General features: G+C 73.4%; 13 protein-coding genes. 8 read left to right on the top strand and 5 right to left on the bottom strand.

Annotated features, from left to right (window positions below; translation table 11 throughout):
* Positions 1–42: 42 nt before the first annotated feature.
* Complete coding sequence (locus tag ACIPYS_RS00570) at positions 43–1,965, bottom strand: AMP-dependent synthetase/ligase (RefSeq protein WP_400741480.1); 1,923 nt, start codon at positions 1,963–1,965, stop codon at positions 43–45.
* 371 nt (positions 1,966–2,336) lie between these two features.
* Between ACIPYS_RS00570 and ACIPYS_RS00565 the strand changes: the two genes are divergently transcribed.
* The 4 genes from ACIPYS_RS00565 to ACIPYS_RS00550 all read left to right on the top strand — a co-directional run bounded on the left by ACIPYS_RS00565 (position 2,337) and on the right by ACIPYS_RS00550 (position 8,606).
* Entirely contained in the window at positions 2,337–4,070 is a 1,734-nt protein-coding gene (locus tag ACIPYS_RS00565; RefSeq protein ID WP_093862095.1) for an ABC transporter ATP-binding protein, read from the top strand.
* A 230-nt stretch (positions 4,071–4,300) separates the two neighbouring features.
* A complete protein-coding gene (locus tag ACIPYS_RS00560) occupies positions 4,301–6,199 on the top strand; it encodes an ABC transporter ATP-binding protein (protein ID WP_093862093.1) in 1,899 nt (632 codons plus the stop codon).
* Positions 6,200–6,361: 162 nt separating this feature from the next.
* A complete protein-coding gene (sigJ, locus tag ACIPYS_RS00555; protein WP_400741476.1) occupies positions 6,362–7,411 on the top strand; it encodes an RNA polymerase sigma factor SigJ in 1,050 nt (349 codons plus the stop codon).
* A 127-nt stretch (positions 7,412–7,538) separates the two neighbouring features.
* Positions 7,539–8,606: an NAD(P)/FAD-dependent oxidoreductase gene (locus ACIPYS_RS00550; protein WP_400741473.1), complete on the top strand. Its 1,068-nt coding sequence runs from the start codon at positions 7,539–7,541 to the stop codon at positions 8,604–8,606.
* Between the two features lie 118 nt (positions 8,607–8,724).
* Here ACIPYS_RS00550 and lepA read toward each other — a convergent pair whose 3' ends face one another.
* Positions 8,725–10,596, bottom strand: coding sequence for a translation elongation factor 4 (gene lepA, locus ACIPYS_RS00545; RefSeq protein WP_093862090.1), 1,872 nt, complete (start codon positions 10,594–10,596; stop codon positions 8,725–8,727).
* A 292-nt stretch (positions 10,597–10,888) separates the two neighbouring features.
* On the opposite strand from lepA, the gene ACIPYS_RS00540 reads away from it, so the two are divergent.
* The 3 genes from ACIPYS_RS00540 (at position 10,889) to ACIPYS_RS00530 (ending at position 12,914) form a co-directional block, all read left to right on the top strand.
* Complete coding sequence (locus tag ACIPYS_RS00540; protein WP_093862089.1) at positions 10,889–11,194, top strand: antibiotic biosynthesis monooxygenase; 306 nt, start codon at positions 10,889–10,891, stop codon at positions 11,192–11,194.
* A gap of 215 nt (positions 11,195–11,409) precedes the next feature.
* Positions 11,410–11,679, top strand: coding sequence for a 30S ribosomal protein S20 (gene rpsT / locus ACIPYS_RS00535; protein WP_030309778.1), 270 nt, complete (start codon positions 11,410–11,412; stop codon positions 11,677–11,679).
* Between the two features lie 536 nt (positions 11,680–12,215).
* On the top strand, positions 12,216–12,914 hold the full coding sequence (locus ACIPYS_RS00530; protein ID WP_400741467.1) for a hypothetical protein: 699 nt from the start codon (positions 12,216–12,218) through the stop codon (positions 12,912–12,914).
* Positions 12,915–12,968: 54 nt separating this feature from the next.
* Here the strand turns inward: ACIPYS_RS00530 and holA are convergent, their stop codons facing one another.
* Positions 12,969–13,970 (bottom strand): DNA polymerase III subunit delta, encoded by a 1,002-nt coding sequence (holA, locus tag ACIPYS_RS00525; RefSeq protein ID WP_400741464.1) that lies wholly within the window; start codon positions 13,968–13,970, stop codon positions 12,969–12,971.
* A 153-nt stretch (positions 13,971–14,123) separates the two neighbouring features.
* On the opposite strand from holA, the gene ACIPYS_RS00520 reads away from it, so the two are divergent.
* Positions 14,124–14,393, top strand: a complete 270-nt coding sequence (locus ACIPYS_RS00520) for a hypothetical protein (RefSeq protein ID WP_400742802.1) — start codon at positions 14,124–14,126, stop codon at positions 14,391–14,393.
* Between the two features lie 376 nt (positions 14,394–14,769).
* Here the strand turns inward: ACIPYS_RS00520 and ACIPYS_RS00515 are convergent, their stop codons facing one another.
* Complete coding sequence (locus tag ACIPYS_RS00515; protein WP_400741461.1) at positions 14,770–17,469, bottom strand: ComEC/Rec2 family competence protein; 2,700 nt, start codon at positions 17,467–17,469, stop codon at positions 14,770–14,772.
* A 133-nt stretch (positions 17,470–17,602) separates the two neighbouring features.
* Complete coding sequence (locus ACIPYS_RS00510; protein ID WP_400741458.1) at positions 17,603–18,631, bottom strand: helix-hairpin-helix domain-containing protein; 1,029 nt, start codon at positions 18,629–18,631, stop codon at positions 17,603–17,605.
* Between the last annotated feature and the right edge of the window lie 62 nt (positions 18,632–18,693).

Here is an 18,693-nt window from a genome sequence, read left to right as displayed (position 1 = left end):
CCGTACGGGACGGCGTGAGCACGCGGCGCAGCCGGGCCGGGCTCAGGCCTCGTTGGCGCCCGCGTACATCGCGGTGACCGCGTCCGCGTAGGTCCGCTCGACCACCGGGCGCTTGATCTTCAGGCTCGGGGTGAGCTCGCCGTGCTCGACGTCCAGGTCGCGCGGCAGCAGGTGGAACCGCTTGATCGTCTGCCAGCGCTGCAGCGAGCCGTTCAGCCGCCGGACGAAGCCCTCGATCAGCTCGTGGGTCCGCGGGTCGGCCGTCACCTCGGCGTACGAGCTTCCGGCCATTCCGTGCTCGGCGGCCCACGGCATGATCACGGCCTCGTCCAGGCCGATCAGCGCGGTGCAGAAGTTGCGGCCGTTGCCGATCACCAGGATGTTGCTGACGAACGGGCAGACCGCCTTGAACTTGCCCTCCACCTCGCTCGGCGCGACGTACTTGCCGCCGGAGGTCTTGAACAGGTCCTTCTTGCGGTCGGTGATCCGCAGGAAGCCGTCCGGGGACAGCTCGCCGATGTCCTCGGTGTGGAACCAGCCGTCCGACTCCAGCACCTCGGCGGTCTTCTCCGGCAGGTTGTGGTAGCCGCGCATCACCCCGGGACCGCGCAGCAGGATCTCGCCGTCCTCGGCGATCCGCACCTCGGTGCCCGGCAGCGGACGGCCCACCGTGCCGACCCGGATGTCCTCGGCCCGGTTGACGCAGGACCCGGCGCTGGTCTCGGACAGGCCGTAACCCTCCAGGATCGGCACACCCGCGCCGACGAAGAAGTAGCCGATCTCGGGCGCCAGCGCGGCACTGCCGGACACCGCCCCGCGCAGCCGGCCGCCGAACGCGGCCCGGATCTTCGAGTACACCAGCCGGTCGGCGAGCGCGTGCTTCAGCCGCAGCCCCAGCGGGGCGGTGCCGACCCCGGTCGCCACCCGGCTCTCCTGCACCGCGCGGGCGTGGGCGCGGGCCGTGCCGGCCGCCCACAGGAAGATCTTGTACTTGGCGCCGCCCTCGGCCCTGGCCTTGCCGGCGATGCCGTTGTAGACCTTCTCGAAGATCCGCGGCGCCGAGGCCATCACGGTCGGCCGGATCACCGGCAGGTTGTGGATGATCCGGTCCACCCGGCCGTCCAGCGCCATCACGTGGCCGGTGGCGATCTGCCCCGAGATCAGGGTCTTGCCGAACACGTGCGACAGCGGCAGCCACATGAACTGCACGTCGTCGGAGGCCAGCAGCCCGCTGGCCTCCTGGGCCCGCCCCTCGTACGCCCAGCAGTCGTGCACCAGCCGCACGCCCTTGGGGCGGCCGGTGGTGCCGGAGGTGTAGATCAGGGTCGCCAGCTGCTCCTTGTCGAGCGCGGCGACCGCCTTCTCGACCGCGTCCGGGTGCGCGGCCAGGTGCTCGGTGCCGAGCACCTCCAGCTCGGCGAAGGAGAGCACCCTCAGCCGGCCGGCCTCCGGCGGCCCGTCGGGCGCGTCGAAGAGCACCACCGTCTCCAGCGCGGGCAGCCGGTCCAGCTCCGCGACCACCTTGTCCAGCTGGGCGGTGTTCTCGGCGAACATCGCCCGGGAGCCGGAGTCGGAGAGGATGAACGCGGTCTCGTCGGCATTGGTGCTCGGGTAGACGGCCGTGGTGGCCGCGCCCGCGCACATGTTGCCGAGGTCGGCCAGGACCCACTCCAGCCGGGTGGAGGAGGCCAGCGCGACCCGGTCCTCGGCCTCGATGCCCAGCGACAGCAGACCCGCCGCCACCGCGTACACCCGGGTCGCGGCCTGCGCCCAGGTCAGCGACCGCCACTGCTCGGCGCCGGGGGTGCTGTCCGCCGCGTGCTCGTCCACCGGCACCGGGTAGCGGTAGGCCTCACCGCCGGGGGTCAGCGCGACCCGCTCCTGGAACAGATGGGCGACGGAGGTCGGGCGCCCGGCGACGAGGTCGGGACGGCCGGAGTCGATCAGGGACTGCGCGGAACTCAACGAGGACCTCCGGGGGCGGGTGGCCGTCCGATGGACGTGGAGGGACGGGTCTGCGGCTGGGACCGGCACCGCGGACGGGACGCGCGGCGGCCGTGGGGGCGGTCGCCGGCCCGCCTGACGCAAACCGGGCCGGTACCAGTGAGTAACAAGAGGGCTGTCAGCAGCCTAGGGGGAAACCGGTCATTCCGTAAGAGGGCGGGCCGAGCTGGCACCCTCCCGAACCATCGGTGCACGGCACCACCCCGCCGCCCGGAACGTTCGGCAAAGAGCCGGACAAAGATCCGGCTCGCTTGCCCGGAATCGGCTGTACGAGCCCTCCGAACAACGAGAATTGGGATGCCAAAGCCGCCGCCGACGACAAGAGTGAGCCAGTGCTGATCAGACTGCTAAGGGCGTATCTCCGCCCCTATTCCCGACCGATCACCCTGCTGGTGCTGCTCCAGCTGGTGTCCACCCTCGGGCTGCTCTACCTGCCCACGCTCAACGCCGACATCATCGACAGCGGCGTGATCAAGGGAGACACCGGCTACATCCTGCAGGTGGGCGCCGTGATGATCGGCGTCACCGTCCTCCAGACCCTCTGCTCGATCTGCGCCGTCTACTACGGGGCCCGCACCGCCATGGCCGTCGGCCGCGACATCCGCGCCGCCGTCTTCGACCGCGTGCAGGGCTTCTCCGCCCGCGAGGTCGGCCAGTTCGGCGCCCCGTCCCTGATCACCCGCACCACCAACGACGTCCAGCAGGTCCAGATGCTGGTCCTGATGTCGTTCACCATGATGGTCGCGGCACCGATCATGTGCGTCGGCGGCATCATCATGGCCCTCAACCAGGACGTGCCGCTCTCCGGCCTGCTGCTGGCCGTCGTCCCCGCCCTCGCGGTCGTGGTCGCCGTGCTCGTGCGCCAGCTCCGCCCGCGCTTCCGCAGCATGCAGGAGAAGATCGACACCGTGAACCGGGTGCTGCGCGAGCAGATCACCGGCATCCGGGTGATCCGCGCCTTCGTCAAGGACGACCACGAGCAGAACCGCTTCGCCGACGCCAACGAGGACCTCACCGGCGTCTCGCTGCAGGTCGGCAAGCTGATGGCCTACCTCTTCCCGAGCGTGATGCTGGTCGTCAACGTCTCCAGCGTCGCCGTCCTGTGGTTCGGCGCCCACCGGATCAACAGCGGCGACATGGAGATCGGCGCGCTCACCGCGTTCCTCTCCTACCTGCTGCAGATCCTGATGAGCGTCATGATGGCCACCTTCATGTTCATGATGGTGCCGCGCGCCGAGGTCTGCGCCGAACGCATCCAGGAAGTGCTCGGCACCGACTCCAGCGTCGTACCGCCCACCGACCCCGTCACCGAGGTGCTGCGCCGCGGCCACCTCGAACTGCGCGAGGTCGACTTCCGCTACCCCGGGGCCGAGGCCTCCGTCCTGCGCGGCATCGACATCACCGCCCGCCCCGGCGAGACCACCGCCGTCATCGGCTCCACCGGCAGCGGCAAGTCCACCCTGCTCGGCCTCGTCCCCCGGCTCTTCGACGTCAGCTCCGGCCAGGTCCTGCTCGGCGGCGTCGACGTCCGGGAACTCGACCCCGGCGCCGTCTCGGACAGCGTCGGGCTCGTCCCGCAGAAGCCCTACCTGTTCACCGGCACCGTCGCCAGCAACCTCCGTTACGGCCGGCCCGACGCCACCGACGAGGAGCTCTGGCACGCGCTGGAGATCGCGCAGGCCAAGGAGTTCGTCGAGAAGTTCCCCGAGGGACTCGACGCGCCCATCGCCCAGGGCGGCGGCAACGTCTCCGGCGGCCAGCGCCAGCGCCTGGCCATCGCCCGCACCCTGGTGCGCCGGCCCGACATCTACCTCTTCGACGACTCCTTCTCCGCGCTCGACTACGCCACCGACGCCAAGCTGCGCAAGGCGCTCGCCCGCGAGACCACCGAGGCGACCGTCGTGATCGTGGCCCAGCGCGTCTCCACCATCCGCGACGCCGACCGGATCATCGTCCTCGACGAGGGCTCCGTGGTCGGCACCGGCACCCACGGCGAGCTCATGGCCGGCAACCCGACGTACCGGGAGATCGTGCTCTCCCAGCTCACCGAGCAGGAGGCGGCGTGACCAGCCCCGACAGGCCCGCACCCGGGTCCGGCAACACCCCCGGCGGACGGCCGGGCGGACCGGGAGCACCGGGCGGCCCGGGCGGCCCCGGCGGACGTCCGGACTTCGCCAAGGCGCCGGGCGGAGGACCCGGCGGGCGGCCCGGCGGACCGGGCGGCCCGGGCGGCGCGCCGGCCGGTGACTCCCAGTCCGCCGCCGCGCGCCGCGGCCCCGCCGGACCCGGCCGCTTCATGGGCGGTCAGGGCGCCGAGAAGTCCATGGACTTCAAGACCTCCGGCAAGCGGCTGCTCAAGCTGCTCCGCCCCGAACGCGCCCTGATCGCCGGCGTCCTCGGCCTCGGCGTCCTCAGCATCGGCGCCGCCATCGTCGGCCCCAAGATCCTCGGCCACGCCACGGACCTCATCTTCGCCGGCGTCGTCAGCACCCGCTTCCCGGCCGGCTCCTCCAAGGAGCAGATCGTCGACGCCATGCGCGCCCGCGGCGACGGCGACCTCGCCAACCTGATCTCCTCGGTCGACTTCACCCCCGGCCAGGGCATGGACTTCGACGCCATCGGCGGCGTCCTGCTCTGGGTCCTCGCCATCTACGTCGCCTCCGCCGTCTTCGGCATCGTCCAGGGCCGCCTCGCCGCCCGCGCCATCCAGCGCGTCGGCTACCGGCTGCGCCAGGACACCGAGGCCAAGCTCGCCCGGCTGCCGCTCAGCTACTTCGACAAGCAGCCCCGCGGCGAGGTCCTCAGCCGCGTCACCAACGACATCGACAACATCAGCCAGACCATGCAGCAGACCACCGGCCAGGTGATCAACTCGCTGCTCACCGTCGTCGGCGTGCTCGCCATGATGTTCTGGATCTCCTGGCTGCTCGCGCTGATCGCGCTGATCGCCGTCCCGCTGTCCGTCGTGGTCGCCACCCGGGTGGGCAAGCGCGCCCAGCCCCAGTTCGTCCAGCAGTGGCGCTCCACCGGACAGCTCAACGCGCACATCGAGGAGATGTACACCGGCCACACCCTGGTCAAGGTCTTCGGCCGGCAGAAGGAGTCCGCCGAGACCTTCCGCGAGCACAACGAGGCGCTCTACGCCTCCAGCTTCAAGGCCCAGTTCATCTCCGGCATCATCCAGCCCGCGATGATGCTCATCGGCAACCTCCAGTACGTGCTCATCGCCGTCGTCGGCGGTCTGCGGGTGGCCAGCGGCGCCCTGTCCATCGGCGACGTCCAGGCCTTCATCCAGTACTCCCGGCAGTTCAGCCAGCCGCTCACCCAGGTCGCCAGCATGGCCAACCTGGTGCAGTCCGGTGTCGCCTCCGCCGAACGCGTCTTCGAACTCCTCGACTCGGCCGAGCAGACCCCCGAACCGGCCATGCCGGAACGCCCCGACACCCTGCGCGGCCGGGTGGTCTTCCAGGACGTCGCGTTCCGCTACGACCCCGACAAGCCGCTCATCGAGGACCTCTCGCTCAAGGTCGAACCCGGCCAGACCGTCGCCATCGTCGGCCCCACCGGCGCCGGCAAGACCACCATGGTCAACCTGCTGATGCGGTTCTACGAGGTCAGCTCCGGACGGATCACCCTCGACGGCGTCGACATCGCCGCCATGTCCCGCGAGGACCTGCGCTCCGGGATCGGCATGGTCCTCCAGGACACCTGGCTGTTCGGCGGCACCATCGCCGACAACATCGCCTACGGCGCCGAGGGCGCCACCCGCGAGCAGGTCGTCGAGGCCGCCCGGGCCGCCCACGTCGACCGCTTCGTCCGCACCCTGCCGGACGGCTACGACACGGTCATCGACGACGAGGGCACCGGCGTCAGCGCCGGCGAGAAGCAGCTCATCACCATCGCCCGCGCCTTCCTCGCCCAGCCGTCGATCCTGGTCCTCGACGAGGCCACCAGCTCCGTCGACACCCGCACCGAGGTGCTCATCCAGCGGGCCATGGCCCGGCTGCGCACCGGCCGCACCAGCTTCGTCATCGCCCACCGGCTCTCCACCATCCGGGACGCCGACGTGATCCTGGTGATGGAGAACGGCTCCATCGTCGAGCAGGGCGACCACGACGAGCTGATCGCCGCCGACGGGGCCTACGCCCGGCTCTACCAGGCGCAGTTCGCCGAGGCGGTCGCCGAGGTCGAGTAGCACCCCGCCGCGGCCGCGCGTCCTCCGCGCGCGCCGCCCGCGTCCCGTCCCGTCCCGGCGAACCCGGGGCCGTCCGGCCCGACGGCCGGACGCCCCGGGTTCCCGCACGTCCGGGGCCGTCCCACCCGGCCGCTCCGAAGGGCGGGGCGCTACCGTGGGGCCGTGAGTGACGACCCGTCGGCGAGGAACGCCGCGCCCAGCACCGGCAGCAGTGCCACCGGCAGCACCGGCCGCAGCAGCACCGGCAGCAGTGCCACCGGCAGCACCGGCCGCAGCAGCACCGGCCGCGGCGGCACCGAAGCGGCGCCCGCCGGCCGCACCGCCCCGGACGCCTTCGAGGCCAACCGGCACTACCTCGGCTCCGTCGCCTACCGGATGCTCGGCTCCTTCACCGACGCCGAGGACGTCCTCCAGGAAGCCTGGCTGCGCTGGCGCGCCGCCGACCGCGCCGACGTCGCCGACCCCCGCGCCTTCCTCACCACCGTCGTCACCCGCCTCTGCTACGACCAGCTCGGCTCGGCCCGCGCCCGCCGCGAGTCCTACTACGGCGAATGGCTGCCCGAACCGTCCGTCTCCTACCAGAGCGGCCCCGCCTCCCCCGCCGAACTCGCCGAACTCGGCGAATCCGTCTCGCTGGCCCTGCTCGCCGTCCTCGAACAGCTCACCCCCGCCGAACGCGCCGCCTTCGTGCTGCACGACGTCTTCGCCGTCGGCTTCGACGAGATCGCCGCCTCCCTCGACCGCAGCCCCGACGCCGCCCGGCAGCTCGCCTCCCGCGCCCGCCGCCGGGTCAAGGACGGCAGCCGCCGGGCCACCGCCGACCCCTCCGAGCACCGGCAGGCCGTCGAGGCCTTCGCCGCCGCCACCGCCCGCGGCGACATCGAGGGCCTGCTCGCCGTCCTCGACCCCGAGGTGGTCTGGCACTCCGACGGCGGCGGCCTCGTCACCGCCGGCGCCCGCCCGGTGTTCGGCGCCGACAAGGTCTCCCGGCTCGTCGCCGGCCTGGTCGCCAAGTGGGGCACCCCCGACACCGTCATCGAGTTCGCGCTGGTCAACGGCGAACCCGGCCTCGTCTGGTACCTGCAGCCGGGCGTGGTCGGCGGCGTGGTCGGCTTCACCGTCGCGGACGGCCGGATCACCTCGGCGTACACCGTGGTCAACCCGGAGAAGCTCACCCACCTCAACCCCGCCACCGCCACGCCGGAGGTGTGACGCAGGTCACCGTCACACTCCGACGGGCTCCGTCGTCCCCCTTCCGAACACGCGGAGAGCGCTCCCCGGGCCACCCCGGGGGCGCCGGGAGGACGCCGCCGACGGCGCCACGAAGGAGCGGGACGACATGACCGAGAAGCAGATCGTCGTACTGGGTGCCGGCTACGCGGGCCTCGCCGCCGCCACCCGCGCCGGAAAGCGCGGGCAGGTCACCCTGATCGCCCCCGAGCAGCGGCTCCTGCACCGCATCCGGCAGCACGAGACCGCCGCCGGGCACCCCGAGCACCGGCCCGCCCTCACCGAGGTGCTGCGCGGACGCGCCGTCCGCCACATCGCGGCCCGCGCCACCGCGATCGACCTCGACGGCCGCAAGATCGTCCTCGACACCGGCGAGGTCGTCGCCTACGACACCCTCGTCCACGCCCTCGGCAGCCGCACCGCCTGGCACGGCGTCCCCGGCGCCGCCGAACACGCCTACCCGGCCGAACGCGCCGCCGGGATCGCCGAACGGCTGCGCACCGCCGACCGCCCCGGCACCGTCGCCGTGGTCGGCGGCGGCGCCACCGGCATCGAGATCGCCGCCGAACTCGGCGAGGCCCACCCCGACTGGACCGTGCGGATCGTCGCCGCCGACCAGGTCGGCGGCTGGTTCTCGGCCAAGGGCCGCGGCCACGTCCACCGGGTGCTGCGCGGGCTCGGGGTCGCGATCCACGAGCACACCGCCGTCACCGCCGTCGACACCGGGGGCCTCACCACCACCGACGGCCGGATCCCCGCCGACCTCGTCGTCTGGGCCGCCTCGATGGAACCGCACCCGCTCGCCGCCGAGGCCGGTCTCGCCGTCACCCCCGCCGGCCGGGCGATCGTCGACGACCACCTGCGGTCGGTCTCGCACCCCGAGGTGTACGTGATCGGCGACGCCGCCGAGGTCACCGTCCCCGGCACCGGCACCCTCCGGATGGGCTGCGCCACCGCCCTGCCGCAGGGCCAGTACCTGGGCAAGGTGCTCGCCGGACGCACCGACAAGCCGTTCGCCTTCCGCTACGCCGTGCAGTGCCTGAGCCTCGGCCGGCGCGACGGACTGGTCCAGCTGATCCACGGCGACGACTCGATGCGGCCCGGCGCGCTGACCGGGCGGACCGGACGGCTGGTCAAGGCGGCGATCCTGAAGACCGTGGTGATGTCGCTGCGCTGACGGGCCCGGGCGGCGACGCGGGGATGCGGGCGCCCGGCGACGCGGGCGTCCGGCGACTCACGCGTGAGGGGCCCGGGACGCGGTCTGCGTCCCGGGCCCCTCGTGGTGGCGCCGCGGGCTACTTCTTCTCGCCCTTGGGGGTCTCGGCGTCGGTGGACAGCGCGGCGATGAAGGCCTCCTGCGGGACCTCCACCCGGCCGACCATCTTCATCCGCTTCTTGCCCTCCTTCTGCTTCTCCAGCAGCTTCCGCTTGCGGGAGATGTCACCGCCGTAGCACTTGGCGAGGACGTCCTTGCGGATGGCGCGGACGGTCTCACGGGCGATCACCCGGGAGCCGATCGCGGCCTGGATCGGCACCTCGAACTGCTGGCGCGGGATCAGCTTCTGCAGCTTGCCGGCCATCATCACGCCGTAGCCGTAGGCCTTGTCCTTGTGCACGATCGCGGAGAACGCGTCCACCGCGTCGCCGTGCAGCAGGATGTCGACCTTGACCAGGTCGGCGGTCTGCTCGCCGATGGGCTCGTAGTCGAGGGAGGCGTACCCGCGGGTCTTGGACTTCAGCTGGTCGAAGAAGTCGAAGACGATCTCCGCGAGCGGGAGGGTGTAGCGCAGCTCGACCCGGTCCTCGGACAGGTAGTCCATGCCCTGGAGGTTGCCGCGGCGGGACTGGCACAGCTCCATGATCGCGCCGACGAACTCGTTCGGCGCCAGGATGGTGCCGCGCACGACCGGCTCGTACACCTCGGCGATCTTGCCGGCCGGGAACTCGCTCGGGTTGGTGACGGTGTGCTCGGTGCCGTCCTCCATGATCACCCGGTAGACCACGTTCGGGGCGGTGGAGATGAGGTCGAGGTTGAACTCGCGCTCCAGGCGCTCCCGGATGATCTCCAGGTGCAGCAGGCCGAGGAAGCCGCAGCGGTAGCCGAAGCCGAGCGCGACCGAGGTCTCCGGCTCGTAGACCAGTGCCGCGTCGTTCAGCCGCAGCTTGTCCAGGGCGTCGCGCAGCAGCGGGTAGTCCGAGCCGTCCAGCGGGTAGAGGCCGGAGAAGACCATCGGACGCGGGTCCTTGTAGCCGCCCAGCGCCTCGGTCGCACCCTTGTGCATCGAGGTGATGGTGTCACCGACCTTGGACTGCCGGACGTCCTTCACACCGGTGATGATGTAGCCCACCTCGCCGACGCCCAGGCCGTCGGCGACCTTCGGCTCCGGCGAGATGACGCCGATCTCCAGCAGCTCGTGGGTGGCGCCGGTGGACATCATCGCGATGCGCTCGCGCTTGGTCAGCTGGCCGTCCACGACACGGACGTAGGTGACCACGCCGCGGTAGGAGTCGTACACCGAGTCGAAGATCATCGCGCGGGCCGGGGCGTCCTTGACGCCGACCGGGGCCGGGACGGTGTTGACGATGTGGTCCAGCAGGTCCTCGACACCGAGACCGGTCTTGGCGCTGACCTGGAGCACGTCGGACGGGTCGCAGCCGATGATGTGGGCGATCTCCGCGGCGTACTTCTCCGGCTGCGCGGCCGGCAGGTCGATCTTGTTCAGCACCGGGACGATCGTGAGGTCGTTCTCCAGCGCCAGGTACAGGTTGGCGAGGGTCTGTGCCTCGATGCCCTGGGCCGCGTCGACGACCAGGATGGTGCCCTCGCAGGCCGCGAGGGAGCGCGACACCTCGTACGTGAAGTCCACGTGGCCCGGGGTGTCGATCATGTTGAGGATGTGCGTGTTCCCGGCGTGGGGACCGGTCCTCGGCGCCCACGGGAGACGGACGGCCTGCGACTTGATCGTGATGCCGCGCTCGCGCTCGATGTCCATGCGGTCGAGGTACTGGGCGCGCATCTGCCGCGGGTCGACCACACCGGTGATCTGCAGCATCCGGTCGGCGAGGGTCGACTTGCCGTGGTCGATGTGGGCGATGATGCAGAAGTTGCGGATCAGCGCCGGGTCGGTACGGCTGGGCTCTGGCACATTGCTGGGGGTCGCGGGCACCTTGGTCCGATTCTCCGTTGGTCCGGGGGCCGGGGGTGTCCGGATCATCGCTGACCGGCTTCCCGGGCGACCGGACGGTCGTCCGATCGAGATAGTTCCTCCCATCTTCCCACCTCCCGCGGGCGGACCGCGCGCCACCCGTCGGCTTCGGGCCGCCCGGGGGCCCGCAGGGGCTGCGCCGCGGGGTGACCGCGGGGTGGCTGCGGGGCGCGCCGGCAGGGGGTCGGGGTAGCGGGGCGGCGGGGTGGGGCTGCGGGACGAGGGGCCGGGCGGGGAGGCAGGATGGCGGGCCATGATCCTCGAAAGCGCTCTGCTCGACGTCCTGCCCGGCCAGGAGGAGGAATTCCTCGCCGCCTTCACCGAGGCCCGCCCCCTGATCGCCGGCCGGCCCGGATTCCGCTCGCTGGCCCTGCGCCGCTGCCTGGACGAGGGGCGCGGCTCCCGCTTCCTGCTCCAGGTGGAGTGGGAGAACCTCACCGACCACACCGAGGGGTTCCGCCGCTCCCCCGAGTACCAGCGGTGGCGCGAGCTGCTGCACCACTTCTACCGGCCGTTCCCCGAGGTCGAGCACTACGGCGAGCCGCTCCTGCGGGCCTGACCGGCACCCGGCGCGCGGCCCGCGTCCGCGGTACGTCCACCGCGCGCCCGCGCCGTGCCCGCCCGGTTTGGGCCGGGCCCGCCCGCCCTGGTAGCGTTGGCGGCTGCACCTGGCCCCGGCATGCCCTCTCAGCTGGTCCGAGCGCCGCTGGTGCAGCCCTCCCAGCCTCCGGCCGGGAGACCCCCAGAACCGATTTCACAGACTGAGGCACTTTCGTGGCGAACATCAAGTCCCAGATCAAGCGCAACAAGACCAACGAGAAGGCGCGCCTGCGCAACAAGGCCGTCAAGTCCTCGCTGAAGACCGCTCTGCGCAAGGCCCGTGAGGCCGCTGCCGCCGGCGAGACCGAGAAGGCCACCGAGCTGGCCCGCGCCGCCTCCAAGGCGCTGGACAAGGCCGTGAGCAAGGGCGTCATCCACGCCAACCAGGCCGCCAACAAGAAGTCGGCCATCACCAAGCGCGTCAACACCGCCGTCCAGGCCTGACGCCTCGGGGCCGCACGACGGCCCCACCCCTCGGGACGCCCGGCCCTCTACCCGGAACCCCCGAGGCGCACAACAGACTTCGCACCGCACGCGGCCTGCGTTCGCCACGCGGGTGCGGTGCACAGGGATTGACCGGAAGTACCTGCCCGCAGGACTTCCCGCCACTGCCCGCCCGGTACACACCGGGCGGGCAGTCGGCGTTTCCGGGGCCCGTCCGGGCGGGGGCGGGAACCGGGGCGGGCGGGGGCGGGAACCGGGGCGGCCCGCTCGCCGTCGCTTTCCGGGAACGGTCACCCGGCCAGGCGGATAGGGTCGGGTCTCCGGCACCCACGTCGCAGGCCCGAGGGGGGCACACATTGGGGACACCGCCGCCGCCGTCATCACCTTCACCGGCACCGTCGCCGTCGCCGCAGAACGGATCCGGTTTCGCCGGCTTCCCGCAGCAGCCGCCGGCTCCCAGCAGCCCGCCCGGCTTCGGCCCGCCACCCGGCCTCCCCAGTGCGCCCGGCGCACCTGGAGGACCTGGAGCACCCACGGTGCCCGGTGCGGCGGCGGTGGCCGGCGCTCCCGCCCCGGGCGGCCGCCGGAGCGGCGGGCTGCGGCGCAACGCGACCTGGGCGTTCGTCGGCGCGATCCTCGCCTCGGCGGTCTGGACCGGCACCGTGCTCGTGGTGCCCGGCCTCGTCGACGACGGGTCCGCGGCGAAGAGCCTCCGCGGCTACCACGCGGTCGACCGGATCTGCGACTCGGGCAAGCTCACGGCGTTCCGCGGCAAGTACAAGATGGTGGACAACTACCCGCTGGAACACGTCGGCCGCACCGACTCCATGGACGTCATGCGCTGCTACGCGCTGATGAAGCGCACCCCGTCCGACAGCGAGACCACCGACTACGCCACCCTCGACATCCGGGCCGAACTGCACCGGACCGTCGACTCCGCCCCGGAGTTCGCCGCCCTGCGGCAGTACTTCGAGCAGCAGAAGTACGAGATCACGCCCGTGCCGGGCCTCGGTGAGGAGGCCTACCTCGCCTACGGCGACGAACCGACCAGCTCGGACAAGACCTTCCACGACATCAACTACTACCTGCAGGTCCGGGACGGCGGCATGACGTACTCGCTGTACTGGACGGACAACTACCAGGTCGGCAAGAACCACACCCTGGACCGGGAGGCCGTGCGCAAGGCCATGCTCGACGACACCCGGGACATGCTCAAGGCGATCGGCGGCCCGTAGCCGGGGGCGGGGCCGTCGCCCGGGGGCCGGGGCCGTCGCCGGGCCCCGGCGGGCTCAGTACGAGGGCTGCCGGGAACCGGCCCTGGCGGCCCTCGCCACCGCGACCACCGCGCGCTCGAGGGCGAAGGCCGGGTCGTCGGAGCCGCCCTTGACGGCGGCGTCCGCCTGCGCGATCGCCGTCAGCGCCACGGCCACGCCGTCGCCCGTCCAACCGCGCATCTGCTGGCGGACCCGCTCCACCTTCCACGGCGGCATGCCCAGCTCACGGGCCAGGTCGCCCGGGCGCATGTTGCGCCCGGCCGTCGCCAGCCGCCCGATGCTCCGCACGCCGGACGCCAGCGCGTAGGTGATACCGGTCGGCGGCTGGCCGACCGCCAGGGCCCAGCGCAGGCGCTCCAGCGCCTCGGCGGCCCGGCCGGTGACCGCCAGGTCCGCCACCTCGAAGCCGGTGGCCTCGGCCCGGCCGCTGTAGTAGCGGGCCACCACGGTCTCGTCGATGGTGCCCTCGACATCGGAGGTCAGCTGGCTGCACGCGGCCGCCAGCTCGCGCAGGTCGCTGCCGAGCGCGTCCAGCAGGGCCTGGCAGGCCTCCTGCGTCGCCGATCGGCCGAGGGTGCGGAACTCGCCCTTCACGAAGGTCAGCCGCTCGCCCGCCTTGGCGAGCTTGGCGCAGGCCACCTCGCGGCCGCCGGCCTTTCGGCCCGCGTCCAGCAGGCCCTTGCCCTTGGCACCGCCCGCGTGCACCAACACCATGATCACTTCTTCGGCGGGGGCATCGATGTACGCCTTGACCTCCTTCACGGAGTCGGCGGAGAGGTCCTGCGCGGCCCGGACCACGATGACCTTGCGCTCGGCGAAGAGCGAGGGGGTCGTGAGCTCGGCCAGGCTGCCGGGCTGAAGGCCCCCGGGCGGGAGGTCCCGCACGTCGGTGTCCGGGTCGGCGGCCTTCGCCGCGGCCACCACCTGCGCCACCGCGCGGTCCAGCAGCAGCTCCTCCTGGCCGACCGCGAGGGTCAGCGGGGCGAGCAGGTCGTCGGGTGCACTCTTCCTGGCCATCGCCTACCAGCATCCCACGGGGCACGGACAGCTCCGGCCGCCCTGGAGAATGGACGGGTGACCGAACACTCCACCACCGAGCCCGTGGCCGAGCCCACTGCCGATCCCAGCGCCGAGTCCGTTGCCGGCGACGCGGCCGCGGGCGCAGCCGACGTGCCGGACGACTTCGACCCGCACGCCCGGCAGCTGCTCGTCCTGCCCGACCGCGATGCCGCCGAGGAGGCCGCGGAGGAACTCGGCGCAGACCATCCCGACCTCGACGAGCCGGAGATCGTCCGGGACGCCCTCGCCGGGGAGGACGACGCCGAGGACGCCCAGTGGCTGGTGGTCGTGGAACCCCCCGAGCACGGCTGGACCCCGGCCCTCCTTCAGGCCCTCGACGCCGTCGCCGCCTCCCACGACGGTTGGCGCGAGCAGCACTGACCCGTCCCCTCGGGTGGGGCACCTCGCGTGGGAAGTCGGCCGGGCCGACTTCCCACGCGAGGTGCTCGGCGCTCCTGGTGCGTCGGCCCGCTCCGGTTCGTCCCTCCCCGTTGCGCTCCGGGCGGGCCCGGAGCGCAACGGGATGCCTTCTCCTGGCCTCGGCCGGCGGGGCCCGCGGTCCGGCCGGGCCTGGCCCGGCCCGGCCGCATCTGCTCTCCCCTCGCCGGCTGCCTGTCCTCGCCGGGCCCGAGCGCGCCGCTCGGGCCCGGCTGGAAGAATCGTTTCTGCTGGGCCCGCCCCCGCTCCTCCTCCCCAACCCCGACCCCCGATTTCCCACCCCCACTCTCGGGGTCGGGGAGGAAGGCGGTGGTGGACGTCACCCGGGCGGCGCGCGGGGGCCGTGGCCCCCGCGCGCCGCCTGCCCGGTGCCGGGCGCTGCCGCCCGGGTGGAGCGGGGCCCGGACCGGCCGTGGCCGGGGCGGTCCCCGCGCGGGTGGACGGAGGCACCGAGGTCACCCGGGCCGGCACCGGTCACGGCGATGTCGCCCGCCCGGTCCGTACGCAGCACCGTGGCGCCCAGAGCCCTCAGCCGGTCTACCGTCCGCGGCGACGGATGACCGTACGGATTGCCCTCCCCGCAGGAGATCAGAGCCAGCCGAGGGCTCAACGCCCCGATCAGGGACCAGTCCTGATAGGCCGAGCCGTGGTGCGCCACCTTCAGCACGTCCACCTCGTTCTCCTTCCCGGCCACCCTCAGCCGGCTCAGCAGCGCTTCCTGGGCCGGCGGCTCCAGGTCGCCCAACAGGACGAAACGCAGACCTCCCGCCACCGCCACCCTCAGCACGACACTCGCGTTGTTGGGACCCGACACCACCGCGGACTCCTCTCCGTCCGGCCACAGCACCTCCCACGACACCCCCGGCCCCGCCGACCGGCGCTCCCCCGGAGCGGCCCGTACCAACGGGATCTCGGCCCGCGCCACCCAGTCCGCGACCCGGGCGGCCTCGCCCGGCGGATCGTCCACCGCCGTGCCCTCCACCACCCCGACCCTCCGGCCGCGCAGTACTCCCGGCAGCCCCTCGACGTGGTCCGCGTGGAAGTGTGTCGCCAGGAAGAGCGGCACCCGGTCGATCCCGAGATCACGCAGACAGCGGTCGGCCTCCTGCGGATCCGGCCCCGCGTCCACCACCACCGCGCTGTCCGGCGGTCCCCCGCCCTCGGGCGGCACCGGCAGCACCACCATGTCGCCCTGCCCCACGTCGCACATGACCAGCCGCCAGCCGGGCGGCGGCCAGCCGGTCGCGATCCGGGCCAGCGGCGGTGGCCGCAGCAGCACTGCCAGCAGGACCAGCAGCAGCGCTCCGGTCACCACCGGACGGGTCCATCCACCCGGGGAGCGCCATCGGCGGGGCCCGGGCGGGCGCCGGGGCAGCAGCAACGGAACCGTCCAGCACAGTGCGGCCGTGCCGACGGCGAGGCTCACCGTGCCGAACCACCCGACCGGCCAGGACAGTCGGCCACCGGGCAGTTCGGCGCCGTGTCGCGCCACCGAGGCCAGCCAGCCGGTCGGCACGGCGGCGGGCTCGGCGAGGAGCCGGGCCAGTGCCGGAGACACCGGGTCGGCGGTCAGGACCGCGAAGCCGAGCAGCGTGGCCGGGGCCACCGCCAGTTCGGCCAGCAGATTGCACGGGATCCCGACCAGGCTGACGTGTCCGGAGAGGAGCACCGTCACCGGCGCGCAGAGCGCCTGCGCCGCGGCCGTCGCACCGACCGCGCCCGCGAGGTGCCGCGGCCAGCCCCGTGCCCGGAGGGCGTCCGCCCAACGCGGGCCGAGCACCAGCAGCCCGGCCGTGGCGAGCACCGACAGCAGGAAGCCGAGGGAGCGGGCCAGGTACGGATCGAGGAGGACCAGCAGCAGCACGGTGCCGGCCAGCGCCGGCACCGCCCGGCGCGGACGGCCGGTGGCCAGCGCCAGCAGGCCGATCAGGCCGGTGCCGGCCGCCCTGAGCACGCTGGGCTCGGGGCGGCAGATCGTGACGAAGGCCAGGATCACGGCCGCCCCCACCAGGGCCGTGGTTCGCAGCGGGATCCCGAGCAGGGCGGCGAGTCCGCGTCGCTCGGCAGTCCCGGCACGACCCGGGGCGCCGAGCAGCACCCCCAGCACGATCGCGAGATTGGCCCCGCTGACGGCCACCAGGTGGGTCAGGTCGGTGTCCCGGAACGCCTCCCGGAGGTCGTCCGGCAGCCGGGAGGTGTCGCCCACGACGAGGCCCGGGAGCAGTCCGCGCTCGTCCGGCGGCAGGCCGTCGGTGGCCGAGCGCAGGCCCGACCGGAGCCGCCCGGCGACCCGCTGCGGGAGGCTCGGCGGCGCCGACACGCGCGGCTCGCCGTGCGCGATCAGCAGCGCCGCCGACTCGTGGTCGCCCTCCCCCGGTGGCCGGACGGTCACCTCGGCCACCAGCCGGGCCGACGGCAGCAGCGGCTCCCAGGCGGCCACGTCCTCGCCGCGCACCAGGACGGTGACGGGTGTGCGGGTCCGGACGATGTGCGGACCCGGTTCGCCCTCCGGCAGGCCGTCCGGGACGGTGACGCGGTCCACGACCGCCTCCACGGTGAGCAGGCTCTGCCCGGCACCGGACCCTGCGCTTCGGGAGACCCGGACCCGTGGGTCCCCGGTGATGGTGAGGTCGACGCCCACGTCCGGGACCGGGCCGCCGGAGCGGGCCAGTTCGGGCAGCGGCCCACGGCGCAGATCGGCGGTGTGCAGGAGGGTGGCGGCCGCAGCGGCGGCGGCCGTGAGCAGGACGACCGCCGCGGTCACGGCGACCGGGCGGCTCCCGGCAGGTCCGGTGAGCGCCCGGATCCCGAGAACGAGGAGGAACAACCCGAGAAGTGCCGCCGCGCCCGCCGCCACCGCGAGGGCCGCGCCGTGACCGGCCCCGGGCCCGAGGACCCCGGCGGTCACCGCCCAGGCGGCCCCGGCGGGCAGCAGCAGTCGAAGGTCCCCCGGCCGAGGTCCGGTGGAGGGACCGGTGACGGGCTCCGTGTCGGGGGTGGGGGCGTGGACGGTGGCCATGACGGCACCTCCTTTCGTCGGGCCGGAGAGGCGATGGGCCGGAGAGGCGATGGGACGGAGAGGCGAGAGGGGACGGGGCACGCGGGCACGGGGGACGCGGGGAAGCCGTCGCACAACAGTGGCGAACGACCCGTCAGAGGGTGAGCAGCGGCCGGAGTTCCGCGTAGGTGTGCTCGCCCACTCCGCTCACCTGGCGGAGTTGGTCGAGCGAGCGGAAGGCACCGCCGTGGGAGGAGCGGAAGGCGATGATGCGCTGGGCGAGGGTCGGGCCGACGCCGGGAAGCGTGTCGAGCTGCTCGAGCGTCGCGCGGTTCAGGCTGACCGGCTGCTTCGACGGCCCGGCCGGGGGCGGTCCCGGACCCGCTCCTGCGGCCGGCTGGGGGCCCGGCTCACCGACGAGGATCTGTTCGCCGTCCGCCAGGACCCGGGCCAGGTTGAGGCTCCTGGTGTCCGCCCCCGGCAGCGGTCCGCCCGCCACCCTCAGCGCGTCCGCCACCCTGGATCCGTTCGGCAGGGTGTGGACGCCCGGGGTGACGACCCGGCCGCCGATGTCGACCACCACGGCGGCGGGAGCCCCACCGCCGGTGCCGTCTCCCAGGGGTACCGGCCCTCCGCCGGACGGACTCGTGCCCGAGGTCCCGGTCGGCGCCACCGGGCCGACGGCGACCGTCGGCACCTCGACCGGTTGCGGCCGGGCGAGCCAGAAGTGCTGGACGCCGTAGCCGACGGCGAGCAGCAGGAGAACGAGCAGGCCGACCGCCGCCCGGCGTTCGAGCATCAGTGGATGCTCCGCTGGCAACGGCGGCAACGGCGGACCTGGCGGCACCGCACCCGCCACCGGGTCCGAGAGGCCCGGTTCACCGCCTTCGGCCCCGGCGCCCGGCGGCACGCCCTCGGAGACTCCGCCGGCGAACGGCCCGCCCGACCCGCCCCCGGGCCCGCCCTCGGTCGGCCCCTCGGAGGCGCCGCCTCGCGGTCCACCGCGCGGTCCACCGCGCGGACCGCCGTCGCCCCGGCCCGGCGGCGAGGCCGCGTACACCGAGGGCTCGCTGTCCGGCAGGTCGGCCGCCGCTGGCAGCAGGGCCGCCATCCGCAGCCGGGCGGTCTCGTTGGCCCGACGGATCTCGTGGCGCTTGCGTGCGCCGATGCGCAGGTTCGTCATGCGGAGCACGGTAGGAAGCGGCCGAGAAGCGCGCGGATTTTACGGAAAGCCTGTGGAAAACC

The organism is Kitasatospora sp. NPDC089913 (assembly GCF_044748625.1).
Taxonomy (GTDB): domain Bacteria; phylum Actinomycetota; class Actinomycetes; order Streptomycetales; family Streptomycetaceae; genus Kitasatospora.
The sequence above is the reverse complement of the archived record's forward strand: the minus strand, read 5'-3'. Positions and strand labels throughout refer to the sequence as shown.